The sequence below is a fragment of the Acidaminococcus sp. HCP3S3_H5 genome, from assembly GCF_052122235.1.
In the GTDB taxonomy this organism is placed as follows: Bacteria; Bacillota; Negativicutes; order Acidaminococcales; family Acidaminococcaceae; genus Acidaminococcus.
The window spans coordinates 105,171-124,011 of record NZ_JBQKCS010000003.1; the positions used below are offsets into that span (position 1 = coordinate 105,171).

The 18,841-nt window shown below is 57.3% G+C and carries 17 protein-coding genes; 1 reads left to right on the plus strand and 16 read right to left on the minus strand.

Annotation, left to right across the window (positions count from 1 at the left end; genetic code table 11):
* Positions 1-26 precede the first annotated feature (26 nt).
* The 12 genes from waaC to ACTQY5_RS04645 all read right to left on the minus strand — a co-directional run bounded on the left by waaC (position 27) and on the right by ACTQY5_RS04645 (position 12,850).
* Complete coding sequence (gene waaC, locus ACTQY5_RS04590) at positions 27-1,079, minus strand: lipopolysaccharide heptosyltransferase I (RefSeq protein ID WP_441368869.1); 1,053 nt, start codon at positions 1,077-1,079, stop codon at positions 27-29.
* Positions 1,076-1,603 carry a D-glycero-alpha-D-manno-heptose-1,7-bisphosphate 7-phosphatase gene (locus tag ACTQY5_RS04595; protein WP_441368870.1) on the minus strand — a complete coding sequence of 176 codons (528 nt, stop codon included), beginning with the start codon at positions 1,601-1,603 and terminating at the stop codon, positions 1,076-1,078. The genes waaC and ACTQY5_RS04595 overlap by 4 nt, the downstream gene beginning before the upstream one ends.
* On the minus strand, positions 1,600-2,568 hold the full coding sequence (gene rfaD, locus ACTQY5_RS04600; protein ID WP_022487293.1) for an ADP-glyceromanno-heptose 6-epimerase: 969 nt from the start codon (positions 2,566-2,568) through the stop codon (positions 1,600-1,602). The genes ACTQY5_RS04595 and rfaD overlap by 4 nt, the downstream gene beginning before the upstream one ends.
* Positions 2,565-4,043 carry a D-glycero-beta-D-manno-heptose-7-phosphate kinase gene (gene rfaE1, locus ACTQY5_RS04605; RefSeq protein ID WP_329778129.1) on the minus strand — a complete coding sequence of 493 codons (1,479 nt, stop codon included), beginning with the start codon at positions 4,041-4,043 and terminating at the stop codon, positions 2,565-2,567. Before rfaE1 ends, rfaD begins: the two co-directional genes overlap by 4 nt.
* A complete protein-coding gene (gmhA, locus tag ACTQY5_RS04610; RefSeq protein WP_022487295.1) occupies positions 4,036-4,626 on the minus strand; it encodes a D-sedoheptulose 7-phosphate isomerase in 591 nt (196 codons plus the stop codon). Before gmhA ends, rfaE1 begins: the two co-directional genes overlap by 8 nt.
* The gene (locus ACTQY5_RS04615) at positions 4,607-6,220 is read right to left on the minus strand and encodes an organic solvent tolerance protein OstA (RefSeq protein ID WP_154488656.1); all 1,614 of its coding nucleotides are present in this window, start codon (positions 6,218-6,220) and stop codon (positions 4,607-4,609) included. Before ACTQY5_RS04615 ends, gmhA begins: the two co-directional genes overlap by 20 nt.
* Before the next feature lie 156 nt (positions 6,221-6,376).
* Positions 6,377-7,723, minus strand: a complete 1,347-nt coding sequence (locus tag ACTQY5_RS04620; protein ID WP_326831143.1) for a hypothetical protein — start codon at positions 7,721-7,723, stop codon at positions 6,377-6,379.
* A gap of 48 nt (positions 7,724-7,771) precedes the next feature.
* On the minus strand, positions 7,772-8,680 hold the full coding sequence (locus tag ACTQY5_RS04625) for a VirK/YbjX family protein (protein WP_154488658.1): 909 nt from the start codon (positions 8,678-8,680) through the stop codon (positions 7,772-7,774).
* Positions 8,681-8,916: 236 nt separating this feature from the next.
* The gene (locus ACTQY5_RS04630; protein WP_441368871.1) at positions 8,917-9,555 is read right to left on the minus strand and encodes a hypothetical protein; all 639 of its coding nucleotides are present in this window, start codon (positions 9,553-9,555) and stop codon (positions 8,917-8,919) included.
* Between the two features lie 77 nt (positions 9,556-9,632).
* On the minus strand, positions 9,633-10,157 hold the full coding sequence (locus ACTQY5_RS04635) for an SH3 domain-containing protein (protein ID WP_022487300.1): 525 nt from the start codon (positions 10,155-10,157) through the stop codon (positions 9,633-9,635).
* Between the two features lie 72 nt (positions 10,158-10,229).
* Positions 10,230-12,119, minus strand: coding sequence for an SH3 domain-containing protein (locus tag ACTQY5_RS04640; RefSeq protein WP_441368872.1), 1,890 nt, complete (start codon positions 12,117-12,119; stop codon positions 10,230-10,232).
* An 86-nt stretch (positions 12,120-12,205) separates the two neighbouring features.
* On the minus strand, positions 12,206-12,850 hold the full coding sequence (locus ACTQY5_RS04645) for a YigZ family protein (RefSeq protein ID WP_022488155.1): 645 nt from the start codon (positions 12,848-12,850) through the stop codon (positions 12,206-12,208).
* 445 nt (positions 12,851-13,295) lie between these two features.
* Here ACTQY5_RS04645 and ACTQY5_RS04650 point away from each other — a divergent pair, with 445 nt between their 5' ends.
* Entirely contained in the window at positions 13,296-14,573 is a 1,278-nt protein-coding gene (locus ACTQY5_RS04650) for a C40 family peptidase (protein ID WP_022488156.1), read from the plus strand.
* A 413-nt stretch (positions 14,574-14,986) separates the two neighbouring features.
* Here the strand turns inward: ACTQY5_RS04650 and ACTQY5_RS04655 are convergent, their stop codons facing one another.
* The 4 genes from ACTQY5_RS04655 to ACTQY5_RS04670 all read right to left on the minus strand — a co-directional run bounded on the left by ACTQY5_RS04655 (position 14,987) and on the right by ACTQY5_RS04670 (position 18,676).
* Positions 14,987-16,255 (minus strand): porin, encoded by a 1,269-nt coding sequence (locus ACTQY5_RS04655; protein WP_441368873.1) that lies wholly within the window; start codon positions 16,253-16,255, stop codon positions 14,987-14,989.
* A 182-nt stretch (positions 16,256-16,437) separates the two neighbouring features.
* On the minus strand, positions 16,438-16,737 hold the full coding sequence (locus ACTQY5_RS04660; RefSeq protein WP_154488661.1) for a DUF2442 domain-containing protein: 300 nt from the start codon (positions 16,735-16,737) through the stop codon (positions 16,438-16,440).
* 4 nt (positions 16,738-16,741) lie between these two features.
* Positions 16,742-17,008 carry a DUF4160 domain-containing protein gene (locus ACTQY5_RS04665; RefSeq protein WP_288174839.1) on the minus strand — a complete coding sequence of 89 codons (267 nt, stop codon included), beginning with the start codon at positions 17,006-17,008 and terminating at the stop codon, positions 16,742-16,744.
* A 369-nt stretch (positions 17,009-17,377) separates the two neighbouring features.
* Entirely contained in the window at positions 17,378-18,676 is a 1,299-nt protein-coding gene (locus ACTQY5_RS04670; RefSeq protein WP_441368874.1) for an S-layer homology domain-containing protein, read from the minus strand.
* Positions 18,677-18,841: the final 165 nt, after the last annotated feature.

An 18,841-nucleotide genomic window follows, 5' to 3' on the forward strand; every position in this document is an offset into this window, starting at 1 on the left:
TTACGATGATTTTCTTTCCTGCCAGTTCAGTCACAGGCTTTTTCCTCCTTTTTCCGGTACAGGTCATACACCTGGTCCGGGGTCACTTCCCCCATGCAGGTCCAGTGGTCACAGTGCTTTTTCAGGCATCCGGCACACTTTGCCGGGCTGACCAGCACCGTGGCCCGTGGATTGCCGTAGGGACCCGTCCGGTCCGGCCGTGTAGGGCCGTAGATGGTCACCAGGGGCTTCTGGAGCGCCGTGGCAATGTGGAGAGGCCCGGTATCCCCGCTTACATAGCACCGGGCCCCTTTGATCAGGGCCCCCAGTTCCCGGAGGCTGGTCTTCCCAATCCAGTCCAGCAGACGGGGTTCCGGCCCCACCAGGTCCCGGATCTTTTCTCCCAGGGGCTTGTCTTCCGGACCCCCTGCCAGTACCACCCAGGTCCCGTCCTGGAGAAACTTCCGGGCCAGGGCGGCATAGTGCTCCAGGGGCCACCGCTTGGTTTCCCACCGGGCCCCGGGCACCAGCACCGCATAGGGCATTTTTTCTTTCTCCGGCACCCCGGCTTCCCGGAGTCTCTGCCGGATCGTTTCCCCTTCTTCCCGGAGCGCCGGCATGGGATAGGTGATCTTCTCCACCTTTGCCCCCAGATACCGGGCCACATCCAGGTACCGTTCGATCACATGATCGTGGGCATGGGCCCCCGCAATGGGCCGGGATACCAGCCGGCTCCCTTCCCGCATCTCACAGTAGCCGATCCGGTTGGGACAGCCGGTGAGCCAGGCCATCACCGCACTTTTGAACAGCCCCTGGAGGTCGATCACCAGGTCGAAATTTTTGGACCGGAGCAGCGCCCGGGTTTTCCGGAGGGTCTTCCACTTGTCCCCCCAGCCCATTTTCCCGAAGGCCTTCTTGTCGAAATACAGCACTTCGTCGATGATGGGCGGTTCCGGCACAAAGGCGCTGAACTGGGGATGGACCAGCCAGCTGATCCGGCTGTCCGGGAAAGTTTCCCGGAGGGCCGCCGCAAAGGGCAGGGCATGGATCACGTCCCCCAGGGAACTCATTTTGATGATCAGGATGTTCTTGTAGGTCACTTTGCCCCCTCCTGCCGGGCCAGCACCTGCCGGACAAAGGCCAGCAGATCCGTCCCGGTGAACCGGTAGCCCGGGATTCCCGCCGCCAGGGCCGCCTGCACGTCGCTTTCCTTGTCCCCGATCAGGAAGGATCCTTCCCGGTCCAGATCATGGTCTGCCAGGGCCTGCAGGATCATCCCCGGTTTGGGCTTCCGGCAATTGCAGGCCACAGTCAGTTCCGGGATCACCCCTTTGGTGGGATGGTGGGGACAGAAATAGAAGCCGTCGATCTGGCCGCCGGCTTTCCTGATTTTTTCCGCCATATAGGCATGGAGATGCTCCATGTCCTTTTGGGTGTAGTAACCCCGGGCGATACCGCTCTGGTTGGTCACCACATACACCTGATAGCCCCGGCGGACCAGGGCGGCCACCGCCTCTCTGGCGCCGGTCACCCATTCCACCTGGTCAGGACGGCAGATATATCCCTTGTCGATGTCCAGGACCCCGTCCCGGTCCAGGAACACCGCTTTCCATTTCCCGCTCATGCCTTGTAATAGCCGTCAGAATCCCGGAGCACCTGGCAGTATTCCTTCACCGCCTGGGCAAAATCCGTGAACCCGCCGTCGTAGCCGGTGGCCAGCAGCTTGGTGGCATCGGCCTGGGTATAGCTCTGGTATTTCCCCTTCAGCACTTCCGGGAAGGGCACATAGACCAGTTCTCCGCTGCCGAAGAATTCCAGCACCGCTCTGGCCATGTCATTGAAGGTATGGGCATGACCCGTCCCCAGGTTGTAGACCCCTTTCAGTTCCGGATGCTGCCAGAAATAGAACAGCACCTTCACCACGTCCTTCACATAGATGAAGTCCCGGGTCTGTTCCCCCGGCCCGTAGCCGTCGTATTCCCCGAACAGCTTCACCTTGTGTTCCCCCTGCCACTGGAGGAACATCTGGCGCACCATGGAGGCCATTTTCCCCTTGTGGTTTTCCTGGGGCCCGAACACGTTGAAATACCGGAACCCGGCGATCTGGCTTTCCGCCTTGTCGAAGTACCGGCGGGCATAGTTGTCGAAGAACAGCTTGGAGAAGGCATAGACGTTCAGGGCTTCTTCACAGGCCGGTTCTTCCCGGAACCCGTTCTTCCCGCTGCCGTAGGTGGAAGCGGAAGAAGCATACAGGAACTGGATCCGCCGGTCCAGGGCAAAGTGCATAAGGGTCTTGGTGTATTCGAAGTTGTTTTCCATCATGTACTTGCCGTTGTATTCCATGGTATCGGAGCAGGCTCCCTCATGGAAGATCACTTCGATGGGTTCATGGTCGAACTTCCCGTCCCGGACCCGCTGGATGAAGTCCATTTTGTCCAGGTAGTCCATGACCTTCAGCCCCTGGATGTTCTTGAACTTCACCATATTGGTGAGATTGTCCACCACCAGGATGTCATCCCGGCCCTGTTCGTTCAGTCCCTTGACGATGTTGCTGCCTATAAAACCGGCACCCCCGGTTACAATGATCATAATTTACCCTCCTTGACCAGTTCTGCGATTTTCCGGATTACCCCGGTGGTGGAATAGCCTTCCTTGAAGGGCAGGATCTCCACCCGGCCGGCGTATTCCCGTCCGGCTACTTCTTCCGGTTTGTAGTCTCCGCCTTTCACCAGGATATCCGGCCGGATCCGGCGGATCAGTTCCGTGGGCGTGTCTTCTCCAAAGAGCACCACTGCGTCCACACAGCCCAGGGCAGCCAGGATCCGGGCCCGGTCATTTTCCTGGTTCAGGGGACGGGTCTCTCCTTTCAGCCGTTTCACCGATGCATCGGTATTGACCCCCACAATCAGATGCTGTCCCAGCCGGGACGCCTGTTCCAGATAGGTTACGTGGCCGGTGTGGAGGATGTCGAAGCAGCCATTGGTGAAGACGATCTTCTCCCCGGCCGCCTGCCAGGTCCGGGCCAGGCTGGTCACTTCGTCCCAGCTGAGAGGCCGGTAGTCCCGTCCTTCCCGTTCTTCGCTGGCCAGCACTTCCTTCAGCAGTTCCTCCCGGTGCACCGGATAGGTCCCCACTTTGGAAACCACGATCCCCGCCGCCTTGTTGGACAGATTCAGGGCTTCTCCCAAAGGCAGGCCTCCGGCTACCGCCGCCAGGAGCACCGCCGCCACCGTATCCCCGGCCCCGGACACATCGAACACGTCCCGGGCAGTGGCCGCTTCCGTGATTACTTCGTGTCGGTTGATCAGGGAAACCCCTTTTTCCGACCGGGTCACCACCACATTCCTGATGTGGAAAGCATCACGGGCTTTGGCCGCCAGTTCCACCAGAGGTTCCGTTTCGTTGGGCACCACTTTGCCCCCGGCTTCGCACATTTCCTTCACATTGGGGGTGATGAAATCACACCCTGCATACTTCCGCCAGTCCGCTCCCTTGGGGTCCACCAGCACCGGCACCTGGGCACTGTGGGCCAGGTCGATCACCGTCTGACAGAAATGGTCGGAACAGACCCCTTTGGCATAGTCGCTGAGAGCGATGCCGTCCAGGCCGTCCTGGAGCCGCTGTTCCAGCCAGCTCAGCAGCCGGCTTTCCTCTTCCGGGTTCAGGTCTCCCGGCTCTTCGAAATCCAGCCGGAGCATCTGCTGCCGGGCTCCGATGATCCGCATTTTGGTAATGGTACTGCGGCCGGGCATGGGCAAAAGACCGCTGAAATCGATTCCCGCCGCTGCCATTTTTTCCTCCAGGGCTTCCCGGTGCTCATCCAGCCCGGTGACCCCTGCGGCATAGACTTTCACGCCCAGTCCCGCCAGATTGGCCGCCACATTGCCGGCGCCCCCCAGGACGCTTTCCATCCGGCGCACCCGGTTCACCGGCACCGGGGCTTCCGGAGAGATCCGCTTCACTTCCCCGTACACGTACCGGTCCAGCATCACATCCCCGATCACCGCGATCCGCAGCTTCTGGATGTCTTCTGTAAGGAATTGGGTACTTTTGGTATTACGCATAGTCTTCCACCAGCTCGCAAATGATATGTCCCATGATTTCATGGATTTCCTGGGCCCGGGCGGTATTCACCGCGGGCACGTCCAGCAGCACGTCGCACAGGTCCGCCATTTTGCCGCCCCCTTTGGCCGTAAAGCCGATGACCCGGATCCCTTTGGCCCGGGCGGTCTCGATGGCCGCCAATACATTGCCGCTGTTGCCGGAGGTGGAAATCCCCACCAGCACATCTCCTTCCCGGCCCAGGCCTTCCACCTGCCGGGCGAAGATCCGGTCATAGCCGTAGTCGTTGCCGATGGCCGTCAGGATGGAGGTATCCGTGGTGAGAGCCAGCGCTGCCATCCCCGGCCGTTCCTTCTGGAACCGGCCCACAATTTCCGCCGCCCAGTGCTGGGCGTCCGCCGCCGATCCCCCGTTGCCGCAGAACATCACTTTGCCCCCGGAAGCCAGGGTCAGGGAAATCATCCCCGCCGCCTCCTCAATGGCCTTCAGCAGCCGTTTGCTGCCCATGACCTTGTGGACCAGTTTTTCATGTTCCAGGAGACGGGCTCCGATCAGTTCCTGTGCCTTACCACCGATAGAGGTCATATGTCACACTCCATTCATGATCATTGTTGTACTTCTTGTCCCGATATTCCAGTCCCAGACGGAAGCAGCAGAAATCATGGTACCACCGGTAGATGTATTCGTAGACGCTGCTCTTGCCCTGGTCATACCGCATGACGAAGTTCACCCAGTCATTGGGGCCCAGCCGTTTGCCCAGTCCCCACTGGATTTCCTTGGCCATGTCCGGATCCGCATAGGAGAATACGGAACTGTGTTCCTTTTCATAGTAATAGCCCAGCCAGGTGTTCCAGCCCCCGTCGAAGTTTTTGTTCAGGGTGGCGGAATACAGCATGGTCTTTTTGGTTTCATCGTTAATGCTTTCACGGACCCATTTATGGCCCATCCCCAGGTTCAGGTACAGGGGCATCTTTTCGTGGGTGAGACGGATGGGATCATGGTTCAGATAGAACCCGTATTCCGTATGCCAGCTCCGCTTCCAGTTGTCCTTCCACAGACCATGGCTGATGTAGGCGGAATAGTTCATCGGCACCCGGTCGTCGAACTTGTGGGCCTTGTAGACGAACTTCACATCCCGTTCCTTCCGGATCCAGTTGTTGTCCGAGTCTTCCATATGCCCGTCCTGGATCTGGACATAGAAGTTCTTTTCCTCCTGCCGGTCCGTAAAGAGAGGCCGCCAGCCGATCTTGGAATAGTACTTCAGTTCCGCATCCAGGTTGTTCTTGTTGCTGATGGGCACATCCAGGTTGTAACGGATCTTCACTCCATGGTCCGTATCGTACCCGATATGGGGCAGCAGGCTCTGTTTTTCGTCACTGTCACCCATCCGGTTGATCCACCGGTCCCGGGAATAGACGTGCTTGCCTTTGACGAACACCTTCACATTGTAGGCGATGATCTTGTCCTTGGGATAGATCACCACTTTGTCCGCCTTCACTTCCACACAAGGGGGATGGAGCACTGCCGGGCACCGGGTGGTGCTGCCGCCGCTGGTGAGTTCCACCCGGTCCGGATAGATTTCCCCGATATCCGCCCGGTACATATCCTTGCCGTTGTAGCCGGAAATGTTCTTCACCGTACCGGTTTTGTCCAGGAAGTTGTAATGGCCCCACTGGCCGTTGGTGACACTGGTGCCGCTGCCGGTCTCTTCCACGATCCGACCCCCGGTCAGAAGGTACACATCCCCGGTTTTGGAATTGCCCTGGGCCTGGGCAGTGTACAGCTTCTGGTTGCCCTGGTACAGACGCACGTTCCCCTTGGCTTCAAAATCACCGGTTTCCGAATTGTACTGGACCTGATCCCCATAGATGGTAATGGGCAGGGTGGATTCGCTGGGAACCGTTTCCCCCTTTTTCTCACGGAGCTTCTGTTCCTTGGCTGTTTCCCGTCCAGCCCGGGTGATGGTTTCCGTCTTGGCATCCGGCTGGTCCTGGATCCGGTGGACCCCTTCCTTGGTCCGGGCCAGAGATTCCACTTCATCCAGGCTCTGGATAGCCGGCTGGAAAGCCGGACCGTCCTTGCTGCTCAGTTTTCCCCCGTCATAGGTCACCGCTGCACTGGCCATGCCCGGCAGCGATACCGCCAATGTAATTCCTAAGGCCAACGCCTTTTTGTTCATAGGATTCTGTCCTCCAGTGGATAAATTTCCTCATCAAATCTTGCAGTGTCCCGGCAGTTCCCTGCCCGGAAAACAGTTACACTCTTCAATATTATAACACAAAAGGCCCCTCTCTTCCGCAACTTTGTGTGAAAGAGAGAGGCCCTGGTTTCCGTCTCAGAGAGTAGCCGTATCGTAGGCGCTTCCGTCGTCTTCATCCAGCATAGGCTGGCTGCTGCTATCCTTTTTGGCCAGCTTCTTGGCTTCTTCGTCCCGTTTCTGGGCTTCTGCCAGAGCGGCTTCCGTTTCTGCATCCGCCTTGTCTTCCCCGGTCTTGGCAGCCGGTTCCTGGACGGTCTGGGAGTCATCAGCCGGCTGGGCGGCTTCCGGTTCCGTTTCATCCAGGGCTACCCCGGTGTTTTTCTTGGGCTGAAGAGCGGCGGCCGGTTCCTTCTGGGCTTCCGCAGCCGGTTCGGCAGCCGTTTCACCGGCCGGTTCCTTGGTTACCGCAGAGGCAGGCTGAGCCGTCTGGGGGCCGCCTTCCTGGGTATTGCCGTCCAGCTGCTGACCAGCTACTGCACTGCCCGCCAGGATCACGCCGTCCACGCTGGTGTCTTCCGCCACCTGCACATAGGTGTTGGTCCCTGCCGGAATGGTCACAGAAGATCCCTTCACAAAAGCGCCGCCCACAACGCCTACCGGCCCGAAGAGGATCATCCCTCCGATGGAGGCACCGGCGGCACCGGCAGCGGTCTTGGCCTGCTGTTTGGCCAGGTCGCCCACCGTAACAGGGACAGCGCCCCCGTTCACAGCCACCACATGGGAGAAGTCCAGATCGATCCGGGCATCCCGGCCGAAGATCCGGGGCTGGACGATCTTTTTGATCTGGCCATAGCCTTTGGCCCCTTTGGGCAGCACCAGAGCATCCCCCACATACACATTGTCATCCACAATAAAGTCGATGGTATCCCCCTGCTGGTTGGTCTTGCTGTTGATGTCTTCCATGAATTTCACCTTGATCAGGGAATCCTTGGGCAGGACCACGGTGCTGGAAGTGAGGCTGCCGTTGGGGAAGGCGGCCTTGGTCAGCCGGTTCAGACGGCTGGTGAAAGAATCCTTGGCATATTCCGTGCCGAAGATCTGGGTTTCCAGATGGCTCAGACGGGTTTTGGCCGCGTCGATGGACATCCGGTCAGAGAACTGCCATTCAATCACGTTCATCATGGTGGCCATGGACAGCTTCCCGTTTACCGGGGCCCCTTCCAAATTGTTGTAGAGCTTGTCCACCCGGCTCATCACAGAACCGGAACTTTTCTGGCCGTACATGTCCGTTTCCATTTTGTCCACCCGGGATACCAGGGACCCGGTCTGGACAGCGCCATACAGGAAGTTTTCCGCAATTTCCAGTTTGCCCGCTACCGTGTTGGTGGCCGCCATTTCCTCGGCAAAAGCCGGAACCAGGCAGGTCAGGCACAGCAGGGCTGTCAAAAACAGGCTGATGATTTTTTTCTTCAATCCAGACACCTCCGTCAGGGTAATTTTCAGAAACTATCGGTTTTATTGTAACATAAATCAGGAAGCGAAGAAAGGTTTCAGTTTCTCTTCCATCTCTGCCCGCATCCGATCCATCAGTTCGTACCGGCGCCGGTGATTGGCCCGTTTGGAGGGTTTCAGTTCCGACAGATCCCTCCGCTTTTCCTCCAGGGGGATCCGGTAGAACCGGGGATCTTGGGTGGGTTCCCCGCCGCATTCTCCCCAGAAGTCCCCGAAATTGGTCTTCAGTTTCCGGTCCACCCGCACATGGTTCATGGCGTAGTAGCCCTCATTGGTCACTGCATAGATAGCCTCACAGCCCACCAGATCCGCCAGAGTCCGGAGCCCGTAGAAGATCAGGTTCTTGGTCCGGTATCCGAAGAATTTCTTGGTCATGGCCTTCACCGCATCATTCCCCAGGCTGGTGCCCTGGAGGGCTCCCACCCAGATGCAGGGTCTGCCGCTTTCCGGATCCGGTCCCAACCAGAACATGATCTGGTAAAAGTCCAGGTCCCCCCAGTGGAGCACCAGGGACAGACACCCTTCCTTCCGCTGGCCCGGATGGAACAGCAGGTCCAGGGTCAGGGGCTTGTCCTGGAATTCGTCGGTCCACAGGTTCACCCGGCCGTGGCGGACGTAGATTTCCCGGAGGAATTCCGGGGTCATCCGCTGCTGAAGGGCATAGATGGTATAGGTGATCACCTTTTCCCGTTCTGCCCAGCCGGCGCCCTTGTAAAAGAATGCCCGGGTTTCCTGCTCCAGCAGGCAGGGCATGCCCTGGAGCACCTCCCGGCGCAGAGGATCCCCATGGAAAAATTTCTGGAGTCCTTCCATCTGGCTCCGGTGGGTGGCACAGCGGAGAAGATACACCCAGTAGCGCTTCCGTTCCTTCAGATGCCTGATATTGTAGCAGGCCAGGCCTGCCGCCTTGATTTCTGCCCAATCCATTGGTGTAGTTCCCTTCTTTGCAATAAGAAGGGGTGTTGCACAGCAACACCCCTTTTTGTCAGCGGTCAATGGTCAACGGTCAACGGCCGTTGGAAATCAATTTTCGTAAATTGATTTTGAACTTGTAAAAGACGTTGTTTGCCGAATCTTTTTGCCATTGTTCACAGCCAGCCGCGCTGGCTTCCTTGGGCCGCTGACCGTTGACAGCTGACAGTATGCTGCCTTGGCAGCATACCTTACTTGTTGTTCTTAATAACCTTCTTCAGCTCTCTCCGGCAGAACAGGCCGAATTCGTGATGGGGCCAGTCGGACCGGGGATTGATGGCTCCGGATTCCATTTCACGGCCATAGCTCCAGCGGTCCAGTTTGAACTTGTGGTTCAGCATGTTCACCGTGGCGAACCGTCCCCGGTAATCCAGGATGGTCATGGGTTCCCGGCGGAAGTTGTCTTCCGTTACGTCGAACTTGTCCACAGCCATGACAATGACCACGTCAGCGCCGCTGGCTTTGGCTACGGCTTCCAGGCCAGCCTGGGTGAACAGGTTGTCCTGTTCCTGGAGGGCCACTTTCCGGACGATGTCGGAATCCACCATGTCATATTCCGGATACTGGAAAGCCTTGGCGATTTCGTTGCTGAACACGATGGGTTTCATCCCTTCGTTGTCTTCCACTTTTTCTCCGATCATCAGGGGCACCACAGCCAGTTTCAGGGATTTTACCTGAGGCGTTGCTGCAGGGGTCTGCTGCTGGGCAGTGGTTTCCGCCGGTTTGGTGGGGGTATAGGTAAAGGTAGCGGCGTCCGCCTGCTGGAGGGCAGGCAGGATCAGCGCCGCACTGAAAGCGACGGCAGACAGGGTTTGCCAGATTTTTTTCATATTGCTGTAACCTCCTAGTTGTCTTTTCTTGTCATTTCATCTATTTTATCACAAGGGGGAGCTCTTTGGCCAGAAAATTACAATTCCTCACAATAGGCAGAAGCCACCCAGCCGATATCCCCATTTTCCCGCTGGACCTTGGTCCAATGGAGGCCGCCGCCGTCGGCAGCATCCAGGATGGTGACGATTTCCCCTTTGGTGAAGTAGTCCAGCACATCCCCGTTCTGGTTGGGATCGCTGCGCATCCGCACTTCCGTGCCGGTGATCCTGCCCTTCCGGTCTTCCAGACGGGTCACCGAAGGGATCAGGGAGCCTTCCGGCACCCGGCAGTATTCCCCGGCCACCCAGCCCTGGGACCCGTCCTTCCGGGTCACTTCATACCATTTCCGTCCTTCATTTACATTGCTTTTCAGGACTTCCACCTTTTCACCGTCTTCAAAATAGCCCAGGATTTCTGTATCCGTCCCAGCGCCTTTCCGCATCCGCACTTCCGTACCAATGATGGTTCCGGCTGCGGACGCATCCGCTTTCCGTTCCATGGGGAATGTCAGACCCAGCAGACAGCACAGCGCGGCAAGAATCCGTCCCATTTTTTTCATCATGGTCTGCCTCCTCTCCTCTTATTGAAGTCATTGTATCACAAGCGCCCGTTCCCTGCCAGTACTGCCAGTAAATCAGTTCTGGGCGCAGAAATCAGCCGATACCCAGCCTACGGAACCGTCGCTCCGCTGGACTTTCAGCCACCGCTGCCCGTCACTGGTCACATCGTCCAGGATGGTCACGGTTTCTCCGTTGTCGAAGTAGCCCAGCACAGCACTGTCCGTACTGTAGCTGGCCCGCATCCGCACGTCCGTGCCGGTGATGGTTCCGGTGGAAGCACTGCTTCCGTCACCATCCCCGCTGCCCATGCTGCAGTAATCCGCAGCCACATAGCCGGTGGATCCGTCACTGCGGCTCACCTTGTACCAGGTCATGCCGTCAGCCCGGGTGCTGCCCAGCACCTGGACCGATTCTCCCTGGCCAAAGACTCCGATGACGCTGCTGTCCAGGCCGGCGCCGTCCCGCATCCGCACGTCCGTGCCGGTGATCACCCCGGCACCGCTTACATCCGTATCGAGAGCTGCAGCCGCGGCTCTGGCAGCTTCTGCCTGCCGTTCCGCCTCAGCCTGCCGTTCGGCTTCCGCCGCAGCTTCCACCTGCCGGCGGGCTTCTTCAGCCGCCCGTTCTTCCGCTTCCCGGCGGGCCTTTTCTTCTGCCGCCCGTTTCTCCGCAGCTTCCTTTATGGCCACCAGTTCCTTCATCCGGGCTTCTTCCCGGGCCGCCTCTTCTTTGGCTTCCTGGGCCTGGATGGCTGCCACTTTTTCCTTTACGGTCATGGGACGAGCAGCCTTCTGTTCCGCCGGTTTGGCCGTTTCTTGGGGAGCTTCTTGAGAAGCTTCCGCCTTTTTGGCTTCCGGTTTGGTTTCCGGTACCGCCGGTTTCACGGCAGCAGCAGTTTTCCCGGCTGCTTCCGCCTCTTTGGCCACCGCCGTCAGGCTGCCGGCTGCCACTTCAGCCGCCTTGTTCTCTTTGGCAGACTTGGCTTTCGCTGCCTTGGCAGCTTCAGCAGCCTCTTTCCGGGCCTGTTCCTCAGCTTTGGCTCTGGCTTCTGCCCGTGCTTTGGCTCTGGCCTCCGCTCTGGCCTGAGCTTCTGCCCTGGCCTGGGCATCCATTTTTGCCTGTTCTTCCGCTTTGGCTTTGGCGGCTTTCTCTGCTTTGGCTTTGGCTTTGGCTTTGGCCTTGGCCTCCGCCTTGGCTTTGGCTTCATCCTGGGCTTTTTCTTTGGCCGCCAGACGGGCCCGGATCCGTTCCAGCCCCTTGCCGGTGCTTTCTCCGACTGCCGGTTTTTCCGCCGGTTTGGCCGTTGTGTCGGCGGGAGCCGCCGTTTCTCCGGCCGTCCCATCACTGTGGTCGATGGGGGCTTCGGTCACATTCCCTTCCGCATCCATACCGGCTGCCGAAAGGTTGATTTCGATTTCCCCTTCACTTTTATCCAGCACCGCCCCGGCATGGTATACCCCGATCAGGCTCCCGTCCCGGTCCACATAATAGGTATCCGGAATGGTCTGGAGTTTGGCCGGATCCACATCATACAGATACTGGAGCCCGTTCTGGGCCAGCACAGCCAGCTGGTCTTTGGTGTAGTAATAGCTGAGAGGCCGCAGTTCACCGGTTTTCCGGTCAAAGGTCATGCCCACGCTTTCTTCCACACCCATATTGGGAGTCATCACCAGGGTGAAGCTGACCAGATCCTCGTCAGATTTGTGCACATCGTAATGGACTTTGCCCCCTCCCAGGGTGGAGGCTTCACTGACAAAAGAAGCCACCTGGCTGCTGAGGGCCCGGTTGATTTTGTCATCTGCCGTGCGGCTGCCGCCGCTGACCTGAGGGCATTCCACATCTACTTTATTTTCCGTACGGCTCACCGTCTTGACGGATACGCCGGTTTCCGCCGCCCATGCAGGAACTGTAGCGGCCCCCAGGACCAGACAGCTCATCAGGACAGCACAAGTTTTTTTCAGCATTGATCATGCCTGCTTTCTACCATATTCTTTCCCCATCATCTCATGATGTACAATAAGTATAAGTGTACTGTAATCCGGAGGGAAAATCAAGATTGGGCCGGCTCCACCGGACATTCTTCAAAGAAAGTTTTCTCTTCGTCCAAGGCCACCGGACGGCTGAGGGACTCAGTGAGCCAGGCTTCCGCCTTCTCTTTTCGGTCCCGGGGCATCACCAAGTGGATTTTGGCCCGGTTGGCGTATTCTACGTCCCCCACGGCAAAAAGGTCCTGCTGGTACAGCAGGTTCAGCACCCGGCCCACATCGTCCAGGGTCCAGAGGAAGGCATAGTCCCCCATGGGCACCATTTCCGCCAGGCCCCCTTCCTCCACGGCCTGGGCCACACATTTCCCGTAGGTCCGGGTCAGGCCCCCGGCTCCCAGCTTGATGCCCCCGAAATATCTCGTCACCACTGCCGCCGTGTTGTACAGCTCCTTCCGGCGGAGGACTTCCAGCATGGGAGAACCGGCTGTGCCGCTGGGTTCCCCGTCATCATTGGACCGCTCCACCCGGTTGTCAGGACCTACGATATAGGCAGAACAGTTGTGGGTGGCGTCCCAGTATTTCTTTTTCATGGCCCGGACAAATTCCTGGGCCTCCCCTTCCGTTTCTACCCGGGCCAAGGTGCACAGGAACCGGGATTTTTCCACCACCAGCTCACTGACCACAGGCCGGGCGATCACATATTTTCCCATTGCCGTTTCCGTCCTTTCCGTTAGGTGTATCACAGGGGATATTATACCATAAGAAACCCGGTCAGCGGCCAATGGGCAACGGTCAACGGCTGATGGAAAAAATTTGCCAGCTGACCCACCACCATCCTTGCGGATGGTCCCCCGCCCTTGAAAAGGGCGGATATACGCTCGGGCCGCTGGCCCATTGCTTATCCATGGTCTCGGCCTGCCATGCAATCTATCCGCCCTTTGCAAGGGCGGGGGACCGTTGCGCTTGCGCAATGGTGGTGGGTTAGCAGCCCTTGGGGCTGCGTTTTCAATCAACAGCATCTGCCTGGGGCAGATGGTTTCCATCGGCGTGAGACGTTAAGCGCAAGACTGAAAAACGGCCCGCCGTTTTTCACCCTACCCGCGGTCCCCTTTTCTTATGGTATAATAGGAACGCTATATAAAGGAGGTCATCATTTTGCTGCATGCTTTTCATCGTATATCCCTTTTGACCGGTGCCCTTTGCCTGTCCGCTTCCGTGGCTTTGGCTGCGGCGGCCATGCCTGGCACACCGGCTGCTCTCACCAAAGCTTCCGCCTGGACCACGGCTGCCGGGAACACCGTCCTGGCCACTCCGGAACGGATTAAAGCCATGAACGCCCAGATGGACAAGGCCACCTTTGGCGATTCCATCCAGGACCTGGGAGCCTCCATTTCCGGCGACAAGCTCACCGGCTATGTGAATTCCTTCGGCATGGATGAAGACCAGTACATCCAGAGGGCTCCCATCAGCCACTCTTTTGCTTCCCAGCTGGTCCAAGATGCCAAAGCCAATATCCGTCCCACCAATACAGTAAAATACGGAGTGGTGGTGGACCGGGTGGATCTCCGCTCCTTCCCCACCCTTCAGCGGGCCTTTGATTCCGCCTCCGACACCCAGTTCGACAACTGGCAGGAAACCGCCGTGGATCCGGCCACTCCGGTGCGGGTGTACCACACCAATCCCCAAGGGAACTTCATTTTCGTCCGTACCCCCCATTATCGGGGATGGGTCCCTCGGAACAAGGTAGCCATCACCGATGCCAAGACCTGGCAGACCTACGCCAACCCTGCCTCTCCTGCTGTAGTCACCGGGCGGGTACTGACCCTCCAGGCCGGCACCCAGCCCCAGCTGTACCAGATGGGCACCGCCATTCCCACCCAGGGCGGGAACCTGCTGCTGCCCACCCGGAACCATCAGGGCTATCTCCAGATTGTCCCGGTGAAAGCCGCCTACGGGGCTGATCTCCATCAGGGCTACCTGCCCTACACCGCCAACAACACCATTGAAATGGCCTTCAAGCATCTGGGGGCCCCCTATGGCTGGGGCGGCATGCACAACAGTGTGGACTGCTCCGCCTTTGTCCAGGATGTGTACAAGACCATGGGAATCCAGCTGCCCCGGAACGGAGACGAACAGGCCCAGTCCTTCCCGGGGAAAAGCTTCCAGGGCATGACCCATGCAGAGAAGCTGGCCTACATCAAAACCGCCGCACCGGGGTCCCTCCTGTTCACCCCCTACCATGTTATGATGGTGCTGGGGAATTACAACGGCACTCCCTACATGATCCATTCCCTGGCCTCCTACGGCATGGAGACTTCCAGCGGCGTGGTAAAGAACCGGATCATGCAGGTGGTGGTCAGCAAAGTGGATCTGCTGGCCGGCAGCGGAACGCCCCTGGTGGATCAGATGACACAATGCAATACATGGAAATAAAGCGCAGGGCGCTTTATTTCTGTCAACGGTCAGCGGTCAACGGCCGAATGATAAAATTTGCAGGCAAATTTTAATGAAAGAAAACGCAGCTGACGCTGCTAACCCACCACCATCCTTGCGGATGGTCCCCCGCCCTTGAAAAGGGACGGATAGTGACACTAGGGCGTAGCCCGCGTGTCACGGAAAGCAAGGGCTCAACCCGATTTTTACGGACAGGGTAAAAGCGTAGCCCGAGTGTCACGGAAAGCAATGGGCACTAGCCCGAGCGTATATCCGCCCTTTGCAAGGGCGGGGGACCGTTGCGCTTGCGCAATGGTGGTGGGTTAGCAGCCATAGGCTGCGTTTTTCTTTCCAACGGCCATTGACAATTGACCGTTGACCGCTGACACGGTCTGCTGCTTGGCTGCAGACCGTTAAAACGTCACTACCAGCTGGCTCCAAAGGGTCCGGGCGTGTTTGCCGTTCTGGTCCCCTTCTTTGCCTTTCAGATCATAATAGTCCACTTCGGCCACCATATTCTTGGCCAGGGTCAGGTTGCCCCCTACTTTCCAGCCTTTGAACCCGTTGGTGACTCCGTTGTCTCCGGGAATGAAAGCATCCCAGCTGCCGTCCATGGTGTGGGCGATCACCGTGGAAGCGCTCTGGTCATAATAAGTGGCCAAAAGGCCCCAGCTGCCCAGTTTGTCACTTTCTGCCCCGCCGTAGGTCAGGCCAGCCACCCAGCCGTCCTTGTCCCAGTCACGGGCTTTTTCGTAGTCATTGCTGCCCCGGAGGTACATGGCGTTGATGCCCAGCTTCCCGGCCTGGTACCCGGCCCCGGCGGTCCAGATTTCATTGTCTGCCCCGTCCAGGAAGGTGATGTTGTCCGCCTTGGTGTAGGTGGCCGCCAGGTGCAGGTTGCCCGTATCCCCGCCCAGTTCCGCCGTCCAGAATTTGTCAGCCACGGAAATTTTTTCGTCATCGCTCATATAGCCGAATCCGGATACATCCGCCATTTTCCCGTAGGCTGCCTGGAGGTAGGAAGCATGGCCCAGATTCACCTTTGCCTTCACTCCATCCACCTGGCTGTCATAGATGTTCCCGTCCGCCAGGAACTCATCATACCGCCCGGCCTTCAGTTCCAGAGCCCCGATCCGGCCGTCCAGGAAAGCTCTCTGGAAGTCCGTGTCGCTGTCCCCGGATTCGTTCCGGCCGCCGAAGTACTGGTGGTTTTCCAGCATGGCCACATAATGCCAGTTGTCGTTCACTTCCCCAGTGAACCACAGACGGGTCCGCAGGTCGGATTCGCTGCCCTTGCCGGTGGCGGCCCCAGAATCATTCCGGTAGCTCATCTGGACTTCTCCGGTGACCTGGACATTGTCCGCATTCTTTTCAAGTTTGGATACTCTAACACCCAGATTGTCCAGTTCATCGGCAAATTCGCTGACCAGTTTGTCATCGGCGCCAATAGCCCCTTTGGCCAGGGCTTTGGCCACGATCTGGGCCATTTCGTACCGGGTCATGGACTTGTCCCCTTTGAAAGTGCCGTCAGGGAACCCGTCCACCACTCCGGCCGCCGCCAGTTTGGCCACTGCCCCATAGGCCCAGTGGCCTGCCGGCAGATCGGAAAAAGGATTGGCCGCAAAAGCCGTTGCGCTGACCCCCAGGGCCATAGCCAGGGCCATGATCAGTTTCTTGTTCATTGGAAAACCCTCCTTGAATTTTAGTTAGTTTCTTCTAACTTCACGTCATAAATTATACAATCTGCCAATGGATTTGGCAAGAAGGGAATGAGGCTGTCAACGGTCGGCAGTCAGCGGTCAACGGCAGGCGACAGAAAGGGGGTGTTGCACAGGACGTGCAACACCCCCTTTTCTTTTATCTCTTATGCAACCGTCTCCAGCGGATCCTTTACAACAGGGGCCTCATAGACGTCATAAGGATCCAAATCTATGCATCTTCGCGGATTCCGTTTTCCTTCCAAGTCCCACGCGGCTGTGCCATTCATGACCGTAAGGCAGTCGTGAAACACCTTTTGATCCTTCAATTTTTGAAATACTCCGGGGTTCTGTACCAGGGACGATGCATCATAATAATGAACCGTTCCGTCATTAAAATACGCGTAAAAACTGTATCCTTTTCCTGGAACCACCTGTAAGACTTCAGGTATCAACTGTTTTTCCATTGTATCACCCCTTCCGCATTGGAGGTACCGGATTGGGTTCTTTTCCTTCTTTCACCAGTTCCCAATTCTGCATCAATTCATCCTGATACAAAACACACCAGGCAAGGACAATTTTTAATTGTCTACCTGGCAGAAATCCCTTTAATACCGATGCATTCTGAATATCAATCAAAGCCTTCTGACCAGCATATTCGGCGTGGATATGTGGAGGATTGTGGTCGTTGTAATATATGGTAATCCGAATTCCAAAAAACAAACTGATTTCAGGCATTGGTCATCCCCCCTTTTCTTCCATTATAGCAAAATCACCAAGCAAAACCAACGGTACCATTGGATTCTCCCTCATTTCACACCGAAGAAATTTTCATCGATTAGCCGATTGCCATCTGTAGGGCGCGCCCTTCCCGGACTCCGGATTTATAGTAAGACGTCAGGGCCGTTTCTGGTTTCTTGTCATGCCCTCCGGGCGGCCGGGACGGGCTTCCCTGCGGGCAGCCCCTACGCCGTCGCTGTCTAACAGACGACAACAGCGGTGTTCGCCGTTTGTTGCCCGGTACGGGCGAACCGGCTGCACTGGTTTTTCGGCATATAAAAACGGCCCTCCTTTGGGGAGAGCCGTTTTTTGCTTCCAATCGGTTGATCAGAAGGTGATGTTCAGTTCGGACCACAGGGTGCGGGCGTGTTTGTTGCCTGCATCGATGCCGTTTTCTGCATCTTTATTCTTCAGATCATAGTATTCCACGGTAGCCACCATGTTCTTGGCCACGGTCAGGTTGCCGCCCACCATGTAGCCCTTGAATCCGGTGTACGGGAATACGTACCAGTCGCCGTTCATGGTGTGGGAGGCCACGGTCACAGCAGCCTGGTCATAGTATTTGGCATACAGGCCCCAGGTGCCCGGTTTCTTTTCATCGGCACCGGCATAGCCCAGCCCCACTACATAACCATCATCATCCACATTGTTGACCCAGCTGTTGTTCTTGGAATCAGCGTCACCCTTCAGGTACATGGCGTTCACATTCCATTTGCCGGCGGTATAATCGGCCCCAACGGTCCAGATTTTGTTGTCAGTCTTATCCAGGGTGCTTTCCCCTTCATTCATGGCGCCGAAGTCCTGGTCATTGATCTTGGTATAAGTGGCTTCGCCGTGCAGGTTGCCCCAGTTGCCGCCCAGGGCTGCGCTCCAGTAGGTATCCCCTACGGAACCATTTTTATCCTGCCAGCCATACCGATCAGCGTTGGCCAGCTTACCATAGGCAGCGGACAGATAGCCCTGGCCGAATTTCACATCAGCACGGACAGCATCAGCCCGGTCATCAAATACGTTCCCATCGGCGATGAAATCGTTGAACCGGCCGGCAGTGATGTTCACAGCGCCGATATTACCGGTCAGATAAGCTCTCTGGAAGTCAGTATCGCTGTCGCCGGATTCGTTCTTGCCTTCGAAGTATTGCTGGTTCTGGATCATAGCGGTGTAATGCCAGTTGTCGTTCACTTCACCGGTGAACCACAGACGGGTCCGCAACTGGGCTTCAGATTTGTCATCCCAATTCTTGAAGCCGCCGCCTCTGCGATCTGCATAGCTGATACGGGCAGCCCCGGTCACCTGTACGTTGTCCGCATTCTTTTCCAGTTTGGCCACCCGGACCCCCAGGTTGTCCAGTTCATCGGCAAATTCGCTGACCAGTTTGTCATCCGCACCGATAGCACCTTTGGCCAGAGCCTTGGCAACGATCTGAGCCATTTCATAACGGGTCATGGTCTTGTCGCCTTTGAAGGTGCCATCAGGATAGCCGTCAACTACGCCGGCAGCAGCCAGTTTGGCAACAGCGCCGTAAGCCCAGTGGCCAGCAGGCAGATCGGAGAAGGGATTGGCAGCGAAAGCGGTAGCGCTTACGCCCAGAGCCATGGCCATGGCAAAGACTAAGGATTTTTTCATTGGAGATTCCTCCCTGATGTTATTTTTATCCAGGCAGTTCCTTCTGTTTTCTCCATTCCCGCGAGTCTCCTTGTTTCCTCTGTTCCTGGCAGAAAATTCCGGTCCCTGACCGGGATAAAGCAAGTGTGAATTATTTGTCATCTTTCATAAATTTACCATATTTTG

Excerpts from the sequence above, each read along its gene's own strand:
- gmhA (WP_022487295.1), bottom strand. The coding sequence starts at position 4,626 with ATGACCTCTATCGGTGGTAAGGCACAGGAACTGATCGGAGCCCGTCTC.
- ACTQY5_RS04665 (WP_288174839.1), bottom strand. The coding sequence starts at position 17,008 with ATGCCTGAAATCAGTTTGTTTTTTGGAATTCGGATTACCATATATTAC.
- ACTQY5_RS04645 (WP_022488155.1), bottom strand. The coding sequence starts at position 12,850 with ATGGGAAAATATGTGATCGCCCGGCCTGTGGTCAGTGAGCTGGTGGTG.
- rfaD (WP_022487293.1), bottom strand. The coding sequence starts at position 2,568 with ATGATCATTGTAACCGGGGGTGCCGGTTTTATAGGCAGCAACATCGTC.
- ACTQY5_RS04630 (WP_441368871.1), bottom strand. The coding sequence starts at position 9,555 with ATGAAAAAAATCTGGCAAACCCTGTCTGCCGTCGCTTTCAGTGCGGCG.
- ACTQY5_RS04635 (WP_022487300.1), bottom strand. The coding sequence starts at position 10,157 with ATGATGAAAAAAATGGGACGGATTCTTGCCGCGCTGTGCTGTCTGCTG.
- rfaE1 (WP_329778129.1), bottom strand. The coding sequence starts at position 4,043 with ATGCGTAATACCAAAAGTACCCAATTCCTTACAGAAGACATCCAGAAG.
- ACTQY5_RS04640 (WP_441368872.1), bottom strand. The coding sequence starts at position 12,119 with ATGCTGAAAAAAACTTGTGCTGTCCTGATGAGCTGTCTGGTCCTGGGG.
- ACTQY5_RS04670 (WP_441368874.1), bottom strand. The coding sequence starts at position 18,676 with ATGAAAAAATCCTTAGTCTTTGCCATGGCCATGGCTCTGGGCGTAAGC.
- ACTQY5_RS04595 (WP_441368870.1), bottom strand. The coding sequence starts at position 1,603 with ATGAGCGGGAAATGGAAAGCGGTGTTCCTGGACCGGGACGGGGTCCTG.
- ACTQY5_RS04660 (WP_154488661.1), bottom strand. The coding sequence starts at position 16,737 with ATGGAAAAACAGTTGATACCTGAAGTCTTACAGGTGGTTCCAGGAAAA.
- ACTQY5_RS04615 (WP_154488656.1), bottom strand. The coding sequence starts at position 6,220 with ATGAACAAAAAGGCGTTGGCCTTAGGAATTACATTGGCGGTATCGCTG.
- ACTQY5_RS04655 (WP_441368873.1), bottom strand. The coding sequence starts at position 16,255 with ATGAACAAGAAACTGATCATGGCCCTGGCTATGGCCCTGGGGGTCAGC.
- ACTQY5_RS04625 (WP_154488658.1), bottom strand. The coding sequence starts at position 8,680 with ATGGATTGGGCAGAAATCAAGGCGGCAGGCCTGGCCTGCTACAATATC.